Origin of the sequence: Micromonospora sp. WMMD1155 (assembly GCF_029581275.1) — a bacterium.
Taxonomy (GTDB): Bacteria; Actinomycetota; Actinomycetes; order Mycobacteriales; family Micromonosporaceae; genus Micromonospora.
The window spans coordinates 970,624-982,864 of the sequence record NZ_CP120742.1 but is presented as its reverse complement, the minus strand read 5'-3'; the positions used below and the strand labels follow the sequence as shown (position 1 = coordinate 982,864).

The 12,241-nt window shown below is 73.0% G+C and carries 12 protein-coding genes; 3 read left to right on the top strand and 9 right to left on the bottom strand.

The features are described from left to right. The first annotated feature begins 89 nt into the window (after positions 1-89). The 3 genes from O7617_RS04200 (at position 90) to O7617_RS04190 (ending at position 1,443) form a co-directional block, all read left to right on the top strand. Positions 90-302 (top strand): hypothetical protein, encoded by a 213-nt coding sequence (locus O7617_RS04200; protein ID WP_282261628.1) that lies wholly within the window; start codon positions 90-92, stop codon positions 300-302. Positions 303-433: 131 nt separating this feature from the next. Further along, the gene (locus O7617_RS04195; RefSeq protein WP_282261626.1) at positions 434-856 is read left to right on the top strand and encodes an SRPBCC family protein; all 423 of its coding nucleotides are present in this window, start codon (positions 434-436) and stop codon (positions 854-856) included. A gap of 83 nt (positions 857-939) precedes the next feature. Further along, complete coding sequence (locus O7617_RS04190) at positions 940-1,443, top strand: DUF1990 domain-containing protein (protein ID WP_282261624.1); 504 nt, start codon at positions 940-942, stop codon at positions 1,441-1,443. Positions 1,444-1,473: 30 nt separating this feature from the next. Here O7617_RS04190 and O7617_RS04185 read toward each other — a convergent pair whose 3' ends face one another. The 9 genes from O7617_RS04185 to O7617_RS04145 all read right to left on the bottom strand — a co-directional run bounded on the left by O7617_RS04185 (position 1,474) and on the right by O7617_RS04145 (position 12,225). Continuing rightward, entirely contained in the window at positions 1,474-2,394 is a 921-nt protein-coding gene (locus tag O7617_RS04185) for a DNA-3-methyladenine glycosylase 2 family protein (protein WP_282261623.1), read from the bottom strand. Positions 2,395-2,521: 127 nt separating this feature from the next. Then, positions 2,522-3,169, bottom strand: a complete 648-nt coding sequence (locus O7617_RS04180) for a hypothetical protein (RefSeq protein WP_282261622.1) — start codon at positions 3,167-3,169, stop codon at positions 2,522-2,524. Between the two features lie 203 nt (positions 3,170-3,372). Beyond that, on the bottom strand, positions 3,373-4,155 hold the full coding sequence (locus O7617_RS04175; RefSeq protein WP_282261620.1) for a zf-HC2 domain-containing protein: 783 nt from the start codon (positions 4,153-4,155) through the stop codon (positions 3,373-3,375). Next, positions 4,152-4,844, bottom strand: a complete 693-nt coding sequence (locus tag O7617_RS04170; protein WP_282261618.1) for a sigma-70 family RNA polymerase sigma factor — start codon at positions 4,842-4,844, stop codon at positions 4,152-4,154. The genes O7617_RS04175 and O7617_RS04170 overlap by 4 nt, the downstream gene beginning before the upstream one ends. Positions 4,845-4,989: 145 nt before the next feature. Beyond that, positions 4,990-5,847 carry a fused MFS/spermidine synthase gene (locus O7617_RS04165; RefSeq protein WP_282261616.1) on the bottom strand — a complete coding sequence of 286 codons (858 nt, stop codon included), beginning with the start codon at positions 5,845-5,847 and terminating at the stop codon, positions 4,990-4,992. A 17-nt stretch (positions 5,848-5,864) separates the two neighbouring features. Next, positions 5,865-6,827: a hypothetical protein gene (locus O7617_RS04160; protein WP_282264626.1), complete on the bottom strand. Its 963-nt coding sequence runs from the start codon at positions 6,825-6,827 to the stop codon at positions 5,865-5,867. A gap of 2 nt (positions 6,828-6,829) precedes the next feature. Further along, positions 6,830-9,304 carry an SMC family ATPase gene (locus tag O7617_RS04155; RefSeq protein ID WP_282261614.1) on the bottom strand — a complete coding sequence of 825 codons (2,475 nt, stop codon included), beginning with the start codon at positions 9,302-9,304 and terminating at the stop codon, positions 6,830-6,832. Further along, positions 9,304-10,452, bottom strand: a complete 1,149-nt coding sequence (locus O7617_RS04150) for an exonuclease SbcCD subunit D (protein ID WP_282261612.1) — start codon at positions 10,450-10,452, stop codon at positions 9,304-9,306. Before O7617_RS04150 ends, O7617_RS04155 begins: the two co-directional genes overlap by 1 nt. Positions 10,453-10,470: 18 nt before the next feature. Beyond that, on the bottom strand, positions 10,471-12,225 hold the full coding sequence (locus tag O7617_RS04145; protein ID WP_282261610.1) for an ATP-binding protein: 1,755 nt from the start codon (positions 12,223-12,225) through the stop codon (positions 10,471-10,473). Positions 12,226-12,241: the final 16 nt, after the last annotated feature.

Sequence of the window (12,241 nt, the reverse complement as noted above, 5' to 3'; positions counted from 1 at the left end):
CCTGGGTCCGGGGGTGGCGTGTCCGCCGCTGTGCCTCTCGTCCCCACCGACCGAATCGAATACCTGCAGGTCAGAGCTACTTTCGCGAGGTGTCCGAGTGGGTCTGTGACTGCTGCGGGCGGTGGCGGGTGAGCGTCGAGCTGATCCGGGGCCGCTACCGCTACCGGCTGGCCCGCCGTTACCCGCAGCGGTTCGGCGGTGGCCGCGACGTGCTCGGCGAGGTCGGTTCGGTGGCCGAGCTGGAGGAGCTGCTGCGCCGGCGTACCCCGTTGAGCCTGGCCGACCTGCGCGAAGCCGCCTGATTCCGCGCGCCGCCGGACCCACGGTCCGGTCGGTGGTCGGCCACCCGGCGGATTCCGGTGTCACGATTCACCCGGCAGCCTCGTCGATATGCGTGGCGAGCGGCGACCGGCGCCGCCGGGGAGGGGACGCGATGCGGTTCGAGGCCGACACGGAGATCGACGCCGACGTCGAGCAGGTCTGGGCAGTGCTCGTCGACGTGCCGCGCTGGCCGGAGTGGACGGCCTCGGTGTCCCGGGCCGAGCGCGGTGAGCCGGGACCGCTCGCCGTCGGCGCGACGGCGCGACTGACGCAGCCGAAGCTGCGGCCGGCGGTGTGGCGGGTCACCGCGCTGACCGATCGGCAGGGGTTCGTCTGGGTCTCCGAGACGGCGGGCGTACGGACCACGGCGGAGCACCGGCTGCTGCCGCTGCCCGACGGGCGCACCCGCGTCGAGCTGGCCTTCAGCCAGTCCGGTCCGCTGGCCGGCCTGATCGGCCGGCTGTATGGCGGGATGCTGCGTCGCTACGTGCGGATGGAGGCCGACGGGCTCAGGCGTCGGAGCGAGCGGGGCTGACCACAGCCGCCCCCGGCACCGACCGGCGGCCCGTCCACGCCGACCGTACGCTGGCGGTGTCCGGTCGAGGTCGAGGGGGAGTGGTGGCCGAGCTGACGTACCCACAGGTGGGGGCGACCCGGCACGGGCCGCTGCCAGACGGCTACCACCAGCTGCGCCACCGGTGTCCGTTGCCGGCCGGCTGCTTCGAGACCGCCGCGAACGCGGTGCTGAGCTGGCGGCTGCACCGCGCCGCCGGTGTGCGGATGCGTACCGACGCACCGCGAGCCACCGAGGGGGTGCTGGTGACAGCCGGTCTGGGCGTGGGTCCGGCCCGTCTCTGGGGGCCGTGCCAGGTGGTCTGGAGCGAGGACTCCTCCACGCATGCCGGCTTCGGCTACGGCACGCTGCCCGGCCACCCGGAGCGGGGCGAGGAGGCGTTCGTGGTCAGCCGCGAGGACGACGGCGCGGTCTGGTTCGAGGTACGCGCGTTCAGCCTGCCGGACCGCTGGTTCACCCGTGCCGGAGGCCCGGCGGTCCGGGCCGTGCAACACACGTACGCGTGGTGGCTCGGCCGCACCCTGCGCCGCATCTGCGCGGGCCGCTGACGCACCACCTCGGGCCGACCGATGTTCGCCTCAGTAGCGGGCGAACGAGCGGATCGGCGCGCGTGGGCCGTACTTCGGGGCCTGGATGCCGGCTGCCTCCAGCAGCAGACACACCCGTCCCCGGTGGCCTCGGAACGGCTCCAGCAGGGCCAGCATGCGGGCGTCGTCGCCTCTCGGTTCGCCGGCGAGCGCCCAGGCGACAGTGTTCGGGATGTGATAGTCGCCGACGCTCACCGCGTCCGGGTCCCCGTACGCGATCCGGACCACCTCGGCGGCCGTCCACGGTCCGATGCCCGGGATGGTGGTCAGCCGACGGGTGGCGTCGGCGGCGTCGACGCTGCGCTCCAACCGATCGGCCAGTGCGGCGGCGCGCCGCAGCGTGTCGGCCCGGCGCTGCTCCACCCCGAACGGGTGGAACACCCAGTACGGGGTGGCGGCCACCGCGGTGGCCTCGGGCGGCAGCAGCAGCGGCTGCAACGGACCGGGGGCGGGCTCCCGGAAGTGCCGCACGGTCGCCGCGTACGCCCGGTATGCCTCCTTGCCGGTGACCTTCTGCTCGAAGATCGCGCGCAGCAGTCGGGGGAAGACCTGCCCGGTCGTCGGCATCCGGAGCCCGCGGTGCTCCCGGGCCAGCCGGGCGACGAGTGGGTGTGCCTCCGCCAGTTCGGCGAAGCCGGTCAGGTCGTCCCGGAGCCCGGCGATCGCGTCGGCCCGGTCCAGGACGTGCTCGGCGCCCGGCCCGTAACCCTCCGCGAGCAACTCGCCGCCGGTCGGTCGCAGAGCGAGGGTGGCCGGGCCGTCCGGGGTGCGGGTGGCCCACCAGAAGGTACCGGCGGCGACCCGGGCGCACGGGTCGTACGGACTGAACGTGAGCCCGCGCACCGAGGCTGCCAGCCGGTAGCCGACCGGGGGACGGAACACCCTGGTCGCGGCGGGGTCGGTAGCGGTCACCCGCCCACTCTGCCACGTGCCGGGCGGGACGCCGGCACCACCGGTATGCCGACGTCCCGCGTACGACCGGTGGTCGGCCGTGCCCTCCCCGGCGACGACCGACCACCGTGATCTCGTGGTGCGGGACTCAGTACGAGTAGCCCGAACCCCCGGCGTCGTTCGCACCGCTGTCCGACGGCGGCGCGACGGCCTTCGGCGTGGAGGTGGGCAGGCAGCTCAGGTTCTTCTTGCCGTCCGGCTGGACCACGAACCAGGTGCCACCGACCGCCTGGCCCTTCCACTGGCCGGGCTTCTTGTCGCCGATGTAGCGGTACACGGGCCAGCCGCCGATGGTGAGCTGACGGGTGCCGTCCTGGCGGGTCACGCTGCCGACCTTGTCGTCGGAGACGCCGGTGAGCTGCGGGTTGCCGTCGGTCAGCGCCGGGGGCCACACCTCGGCGCACTTGTCGACGCAGTTCGACGACGGCGGGTCGGCGGTGTCCTTGTCGAAGCGGTAGAGGATCCAGCCGTCCTCGTCGGTGACCACCTTGCCCATCCGGGCGACGCTCTTGCCGGTCAACTTCTCGGTCAGTTCGACGTCCGCGGGCGGCGCGTCGGCGGCCGGCGCCTCAGCGGACGCCGAGACCTCCGGTACGACCGACGCGGTGGGCTCGGCCGCGGCGACGGCGACCGGCTCGACCGCGCTCGAGTTCGCGGGGTCGTAACCTGCGGGAGCGCAGGCCGTTAGTGCGACCATCGCGCTCGCGACGATGACGGACCGCTTCATCTGTGCCACGTGCCCTCCTCATTCTCGGCAGTTCACCCATAGGTACGGGATCTGGGCTGTCAAGGTTGAAGAAGTAACAGTGGTCAATTTCACGTTCCTTGATTGAACCGAATCGGCTGGTGATCCGTACGCCCCTGCACGGAACTTTTCCCCCAACGACAGATCGGCACCGGTCATTGTCGTAATGACCGGTGCCGATACGGTTCGCGAGCTTACATGGGCACGGTGACCAGCGGACTCGCCACCCCGTTGGCGTCGACCGACTGCACCTGGAGCTGCTTGATGTCGCTCACCACGGCGGACGTGGTGGCGCTCAACTCCAGACCCTGCGGGCGGGCGTTGGTGCCGTAACCACCGTCCGGAACGGACCAGGTGGAAATCACCTCGGGGTCGGCGTTCTTGCGCAGCACAACCAACCGGCAGGTGCGCGGGCCGGGCAACTTCCGCAGGCTGAAATTGATCCGGGTGCCGTAGTCCCGTTTCACCAGGAAGACGGTCGTCTGGACACCCGTCGTCGGGTCGGTCGCGTCGAGCTGGTCACCCTCCTCCTCGGTGCCACCCACACCCGGGCCACTCGGCGGCGCCGTCGGCCCACTCGTCTGCGGGTCGGTCGGCGCGCTCGGCGTCGAATCGGCGAGCACCCCCGGCGCCGGATCGTTGCCCGTCACGCTGACGAACCCGTAACCGGTCAGACCGCCGAAGACCACGACCGCGGCGGCGGTCGCCAACATCTGACGAAACCGGGTACGCCGACGGTCGGCCCGGACCGCGCCCAGCGTCCGGTTCAACAGCGCCGGGTCGGTCGCGGTCTGCTCCATCGCCATCATCGTCTCGCCGTCGATGTCGGAGAGCAGCCCCACCACCGGAACCATCGTCTCCAACTCCGCAGCGCACGCCCAGCAGGTCGCGAGATGCTCCTCGAACCGCTCGGTATCCTGCTCGTCGAGCACACCGAGCGCGTACGCCGCGACGTCCATGTGGTCCGGCCGGCTCATTCTGTCACCCCCCGCTCCTGCAGAGCCGTGCGCAGCGCGCGCAGCGCGTAGTAGACCCTCGACTTGGCGGTGCCGAGCGGCAGCCCCAACTCCTCGGCGGCCTCCGGCACCGTCCGCCCCCGGAAGTACGTCGAGATCAGGATCTCCCGGTGCGACTGACTGAGCGTACGCAGGGCGTCCGCAACGGTCATCGTGCGCAGCACCCGGTCGGTGCTGTCCGCCTCGGCGAACGCGGTCAGGTCCCGGTCGTAGGTCTCCGGCGGTCGGGCCTCCTGGCTGCGGTGCTCGTCGATGGCGATCCGCCGGGCCACCGTGACGAGCCACGGTCGCAACGAGCCCTGCCCCTGCGTGCCCAGGCGGTGCGCGTTGCGCCAGGCCCGCAGCAACGTCTCCTGGACGATGTCCTCCGCGCGCTGCCGGTCCCCCCCGGTGAGACGCATGACGAACATCAGGAGTGGACCAGCGTGCTCGGCGTAGAGCAGCTTGATCAGTTGGTCGGAGTGGCTGGCCTCGGTTGACGTCGCCTGATGGCGCCCGGGCGCCGGTCGCGGCGTCACCGGACCATTCTGGCGAGACGTCGCCCTCGCGTCGACCCCTCGGGCAGACGAGGTCGGCCGCGACGAGGACCGTGCCGACAACCAGTCAGCGCGTACCGCGTCGCCATGCCAGCCGGCCGCCACCGCATGCATGCAGACCTCCGGGGTCTCCGTCACCAACGTCGGCCCGTGAGGCGGGCCGCCCGGTGGTACGCACCGCCGCCCCGAACGGATCAACGAACCCGGAAAAAAAATTCCGCGTCGTTGTCGGAGCGCACAGTCAGTGCGAGGTGGACGGTCAGCGGCGTACCGAGAAGAGGCCCGGAGGCGGGGGATCGGAGCCGGTCGCGTCGGCATCCCGGACCATCGGGGCACCACTGGTGAAGCGGTCCACCTCGTCGCCGGCCACCACCCGACCCGGGAACCAGTCGCCGGCGGCGCGCCGGGTCAGCTCCGGCACCGGCGGGGTGGTCCGCCCGGCCATCAGCACCAGGTTGCCGTAGCGGCGGCCCCGCAACACCGCCGCGTCGCCCACCAGACACGCCTGCGGTAGCACCGAGCGGACCGTGGCGACCTGCCCACGGGCGTACCGCAGCGGTGGACCGTCGGCCAGATTCGCCAGATACCACCCCGCGGGGCGCAGCACCCGGGCCACCTCCGCCGCGTACTCCACCGACGTGAGATGAGCCGGGGTACGCGCACCCGCGAACACGTCGGCGACCACCACGTCGAAGCTGGCGTCCCGGGTGGAGGTCAGCACGGCCCGGGCGTCCTGCACCCGGACCCGCAGCCGCGCGTCGGACGGCCACGGCAACGCCCGACGCACCAACTCCACCAGCGCACCGTCCACCTCGGACACCCGCTGGGTCGACCCGGGTCGGGTGGCGGACACGTACCGGGGCAGGGTCAGCGCACCACCGCCCAGGTGCAGCACCCGCAACGGCTCACCGGGCGGCGCGACCAGATCCACCGCGGCCGCCAGCCGCCGCACGTACTCGAACTCCAGGTGGGTCGGATCGGTCAGGTCCACATGCGACTGTGGTGCGCCGTCCAGCAGCAGCGTCCACGAACCCGCCCGGTCCGGATCCGGAACAAGCTCGGCCCGCCCGGTGTCCACCTGCTCGACCACCCGGTCGGCCGCCCGTTTACGTCCCATCGCGACAGGTGCCCCGTCTACCGCGCCGCGCGGGCCGCTGCGGTCAACGCGCGGTGCAGCAACCGGGAGTCACCGAGCAGGGCGCGCAACCGTCGTTCCAGGCCGGCGATCGGGATCAGGTTCTGCGGAGCCCGCGGATCCTTGTACGGCGTCGAGGCGAAACGCGGCAGGGTGACCAGCGACAGGTCGGCCAACTCGATGGCCGCCTCGACGGGCAGGTCGGCCGAGCACTCCACCCGGACGATGCCCGCCCACGGCGCACCGACAGCCACCGGCAGCCGCAGATACCACGACCAACCACCCCAGGCGGTGCCGAGCCGGAACACCGGCGAACGCTCACCCGACGCCAGACCGACCACCACCGCCGTCAGCCGCGCGTCGAGATACTGGCTGTGCTGGGTCTTGATGTAGCCCAACGTGCGCGGCAACTGCCGACGACTCCGCAACGGGCCGTCCACCACCAGCAGGTCACCGTCGACCCGGGCGGCGTCGGACACCGCCACCTCCAACGCCGTCAGCGGCGCCTGCACCGCCGCCGGCAACTTGCCCAGCTCACCGGTGCCACCCACCCGGTGCACCGGGTAGCGGATCGCACCCGCCACCACGTCCTGCGCCGACGGGCTCGCCGTGAACAGACCCCGACCCACCCGGGTGCCGGCCAACTGCGCCGCACCCCGGCCCAGGTCGCACCGCACCACCCCGGCCGCGTACGAGGCGGCCAGCCCGGGAAACGAACCGCCGTCGGCCTCCGCCGTCCAGATGCTCGCGTCGATCCGGCGAACCCCGTCGACGAGCAGCACCACGTCGGGAGCGCGAACCCCCGGGCGTACCCCGATCGCCCGCCAGTCCACCGCGGGCACCTCCGCGTCCGCGTCGACCTGCGCGCTGCTCGGCGCGGCCGGCCCGGAAGCGGACGCCTCGAACGACGCCCCGTACGCCGGATCCCACGAGTCGACGAAGAACGCGGCGTCGCCCCGCACGTTCACCGGCCGGTCCGTTCGATCCGCGACGAGCGCGCATCCTTGCGCACCTCGAAGCGGACCGGAATCCGCTCGGCCAGCGCCGGCACGTGGGTGACCACACCGACCATCCGGTCACCGCGCGCGGCCAGGTTCTCCAGGGTGGCGGCCACCGTGTCCAGGGTGGCCGCGTCGAGCGTGCCGAAGCCCTCGTCCAGGACGATCGACTCCAGACTCGCCGCCGTCGTCGACATCCCGGCGAGCTGCTCGGAGAGCGCCAACGCCAACGCCAACGACGCCTGGAACGTCTCACCGCCGGACAGGGTGCGCACGCCCCGGCGCAGCCCCGCGTCGTGGTGGTCGACGACGACGAACTCGCCCTTGTCGTGCACCAGCTCGTACTGGCCGGAGGACAGCTCCCGCAGGATCCCCGACGCGCCGTCGACCAGCAGGTCCAACGCCTCCGCCAGCAACCACCGCTCGAAGTTGTTGGCCCGCAGGTGCCCGGCGAGCGCCCGCGCCACCTGCGCCTCCCGCTCGTGCACGGCCCGCTGCTCGCGCAGCGTCCGGGCCTGCTCGCGGCGCTCGCGCAGCCGCCGCCGGTCGGCGTCCGCCCGCTCGACGGCGACGGTCGCGGCGTGCACCGGATCGTCACCGACCGGCACGTCGACGGCCGCGAACCGGGCGGCGAGGTCGCGCTGCACGGCCGCGGCCGCGGCTTCGGCCTCGGTCACCGCCGACGCCCGACCGGCCCGATCGGCACGGCGGCGGTCCGCCTCGGCCGTCGCCCAGCCGGTCAGCGTGGCCCAGGCCGCGGCCACGTCCTCCCGGTCGGTGGCCGGCGGACCGAACCGGGCCAACCCGTCGCGGGAGGTGTCGAAGGCCCGCCAGGCCGCCCGCAACCGCTCCTCGGCCGCATCCACGCCGGCGCGGGCCTGGCGCGCGGCCTCACGGCCGGCCCGAACCGCGGTGGCGGCCTCCTCCAGGGCGCCCCGCAACCGGGCGTGCTCGGCCAACTCCCGGCGCAACACGGCCGGTTCCGCCACGCCGTCGAGCTGCCCGTCCAGCTCGGTCAACCGGGCGTCCACCTGCTCCTGCCGGGCCCGCGCCTGCACCAGCAGCCGCTCCAGATCACGCGCTGCCGCGTCCCGTTGCTGCACAGCCGTCTGCGCCGCCTTGGTCGCGGCCCGCGCCGCCTTACCCGCCGCCGTCGCGGCCGCCACCGCCGAATCGGCGGGCACGTCCGGCACCCGCGTCACCGGCTGCTCGCAGACCGGGCAGGGCGCGCCGGCATGCAGGTGCACCCGCAGGCTGACCGCCAGGTCGGTGGCCTTCGCCTCCTCGTGCGCCCGGAAGGCCGCCTCCAACTCGGCGTCGGCCCGTTCGGCCGCCGTGCGAGCGTCGGCCAGCGCGGCCACCGCCACGGTGTGCTCCTCGTGCGCCGCGCCCACCGCCGCGCGGACCGTGGCCGCCTCACCGGACAACCGGTCCCGATCGTCGTACGCCCGAAGGAGTAGCCGCGCCGCGCTCTCGTCGCCGACGCCGGCCAGCTCCCCGCGTAGCTTCTCCTCCCGCTCCTCCGCCAACGACACGGCGGTGGCCGCCGCCTCCGCCTCCGCCCGCGCCTCGGTGACCGCGCGTGCCACCTCGGCCACCCCGCCCGGCGCGCGGACCCCGGTCAACACCCGCAGCTCGTCGTCGAGGGCGGTCAGCGCCGCCGCCGCCTCCCGCGCGGCGGTCCGAGCCGCCGTCAGCTCCGGTACCGCGGCCGTCACCGCCGCCGACAGCTCCGCCATCTGATCGACCCGGGCCTCGGCCTCGGCCAACGCCTCGTCGTCCACGCCGGTGAGCCCGGCGAGCACCTGGTCGACCGCGTCGAGTCTGGCGTCCGCCTGCGTGGCCCGCGCCGTCGCCCGCTTCTGCACGTCCTCGTAGACGCCCAGGCCCAGCAGGTTCACCAGGATCTGCTGCCGGGTCGCCGGCTTCGCGTGCAGGAAATCGGCGAACTGCCCCTGTGGCAGCACCACACAGCTGGTGAACTGCTCGTACGGCAGCCCCACCGCGTCCAGTACCGCCTGCTCCATCTCGGCCGGGGTGCCCGCCACCACCTCACCGAGGTCGTCCGGGCTCAACCCGGTGTCCAGTTTGGTGACGTCGAAACCGGCGGGCATCACCTGCAACCCGGCGTTCGCGGTCTTGACGTTGCCCCGGCCGTCCCGCCGGACCACCCGGGTCGCCACGTAGCGGGCCCCACCGGACTCGAAGACCAACCGCACCCGGGCCTCGGACGCCGACGGCGCGAGGGCGTTGGCCAGCCCCCGTGCCCCACCCCAGCGGGGCACCGTGCCGTAGAGCGCGAAGCAGATCGCGTCCAGCACCGTGGACTTGCCCGAGCCGGTCGGGCCGATCAGGGCGAAGAAGTCGGCGTCGGTGAAGTCGACTGTGGTCTCGTCGCGGAAGACCGTGAACCCGGCCATGTCCAGGCGCATCGGACGCATCAGTGATCGACCTCCTCGAAGAGCTCGTCGAAGAGTTCCTGGACGCCCTCGTCGGCGTGGCCCCGGCTGTCCAGGTAGTCGGCGAACAACTCCCGGGGTGAACGCCCCGACCGCTGCGCGATGCGCGCGCCACTGCCCGGCGCGGCCAACAGCTCCGGGTCGATCCGGATCTCCAGGGCCCGGGGGAGCAACTCCTGGACCTCCTCGCGCAGACCGGCGCGGGGTTGCTCCCGCACGTACACCCGCAGCCAGGCGTCCGGCGCCTCGATCTCGGCGAGCTGGGCCAGGGTGCCCCGCACCGTCCGCAGCGCGCTCGCCGCGGTCACCGGCACCTCCCGCACCCGGGCGGCGCTGCTGGCCGTCACCTCGACGATCGTCACCGACGGGACGTTCTCCTGCTCGCCGAAGTCGACGGCGAGCGGGCTGCCGCTGTAGCGCACCGGGCAGGGGCCGACGACCCGCTGCGCCCGATGCAGGTGACCCAACGCCACGTAGTGCGCGGTCGCCGGGAAGACGGTGGCCGGAACGGCGTAGCCCAGCACCGTGTGCGCGTCGCGTTCGCCGCCGCCGGTGGACGCGCCGGTCACCGTCAGGTGCGCGGTGACCAGGTGCACCCGGTCCGGTTCGGTGAAACCCTCGGTCAGTCGCTCCAGCACCCGGCCCAGGTGGTCGGCGTACGTCTGGTTGGTCTCCGCCGCGGTCAGCTCGTACATCTCCAGGGCGCGCACCGCGTACCGCTGGGACAGGAACGGCAGCGCGGCCAGCCGCCACCGCTCGCCGCCGGCGGTGGTGCCGTCGATCACGTGCTCGTCCGGATTCTCCCGTACCCCGCCGCGCAGCGTGATGCCGGCGGCCTCGGCCCACGGCCGCAGCGCGTCCAACGCCGGCCCGTTGTCGTGGTTGCCACCGATCGCCACCACGTCCGCGCCGGTACGCCGTAGCGCGGTCAACGCCCGGGTGACCAGACGGGTCGCCTCCGAGGTGGGCGCGGCGGTGTCGTAGAGATCACCGGCGACGATCACCAGATCCGGTTGCTCGGCACGGGCGATGTCGATCACCCCGGCCAGCACGGCCTTGTGCTCCTCGGCCCGGGACTGCCCCTTGAGCACCTTTCCCACGTGCCAGTCGGAGGTGTGCAGGATCTTCATGGGTGTGCCGGCCCCCAGCTAGAACGGGATGTCGTCGTCGGTGCTGCCGCCGCCGGAGCCCACCACGGCGAACGGGTCGGCGGACTGGGTGATCGAGCGCAGCGTCTCCGATGGTGCCCGACCCGCCTCGGAGACCCGGGTGGCCCAGGCCGGGAACGGGAACTCCAGGCAGAGCGGCACCGGGATGTCCGGCTGGTTGACGAACATGGTGCCCGGCTTGGCCAGCAGCGCCCGCTGACGCTGGGCGGGCGGGAGGAAGCCGTACTCCGGGCGGGACGCCTCGGCCGGGTCGAGCCGGCCGACCACCCGGATCGCCGAGTTCGTGACGATCCGCCGCTCCACCTCGCTCGCCGTCTGCTGCGCGCCGATCAGGATCACCCCGAGCGAGCGGCCCCGCTCGGCGATGTCGAGCAGCACCTCCTTGATCGGCGAGGAGCCCTCCCGGGGGGCGTACTTGTTGAGCTCGTCCAGGACGACGAAGAGCAGCGGCTTCGCGGTGCCGGCCTTCTCCTTGCGCTCGAACTCGCTCTTCAGCGTCACACCGACCACGAACCGCTGCGCCCGGTCCGGGAGGTTGTGCAGATCGACCACGGTGACCTGCGCGGACTCGCTGGTGTTGATCGAGTGCGGGCGGCGGGTCGCCAGGTCGCCACGGATCAGCCGGGCGAGGTCCTTCTTACTGCCGATCAACCGCCGGGCGAACGCGTTGACGGTGCCCAGACCGACCGCGCTGCCCGCCCAGTCGGAGCGGGTCTCGTCGTCGTTGAGTTGGTCGACGATGTGGTCCACCAGGTCGCCGTAGGAGCCGAGGCGCACCCCGTCGATGCTCACTCCGCCGTCGGCCGGCTGGGCGTAGCGGGCCAGGTGCGCCGCCACCGAGTGGACCACCATCGTGTACTGCTGGCGTTCGTCGTCGGCGTCGGCGAAGACGTACGGCAGGAGGCGGTCGGAGCAGAACTCGCTGAGCGTCCAGTAGAACGAGTCGACACCGGTGAGCCGGCTGCTCACATCCGGTGTGCCGGCCGCGTCGCCGACCCGGGGCGGGGCGTACACCCGCACGTCCGGGAACGCGCCGGCGTTGAGGCCCAGCTTCGCGTACGCCGCGCGGGTGGGCTCGTCCAGACGGGTGTTGGGGTGGTCGAGGAAGAGCAGGTCCTCGCCCTTGACGTTGAAGATCAGCGCCTTGGCGTTGACCGCGTCGCCTCCCAGCACGCCGGAGCGGAACACCGAGTAGAGCAGAAAGGTGGCGAAGCTGGTCTTCGTCGCCACACCGGAGATGCCGGAGATGGAGACGTGCGCGCCCCGGCTGCCGTCGAGGAAGTCGGCGTTGAGGTAGACCGGGACCCCGTCGCGGCCCATCCCCATCGGGATGCGTCGCTCCATCCGGTCGAAGTGCAGCGCGCGCGCCCGGGCGTCACCCTCGGCCCGGTGCACCACCATGCCCGGCGTCGGCGGCACGTACAGCTCCGGGTCGACGCGCGTGGTGGTGATCTCGGCCGCCTCCTGCACCTGCGCCGGCAGCGTGCCGTCGGCGATGGCGAAGACGTCCGAGTCGAACTGGGCGCCCTCGTGCCGGGCGCGGACCTGGGTGACCACCCCGGCGATCGTCACCGGCTCCCGGTCGGGCAGCTCCCGCCGGGTCACCACCACGTCGTCGAGCTGCAGGTAGCTGCCCGGCGCCACGGCCGTCCAGAACTGCAACGGGGTGGCGTCGGCGGTGCCCAGCACCCGCCCGACCGCCTCGCCGGGGCTGTCGAGGTCGGCGTCGGTCATCGGGCGAGGTGGGTCG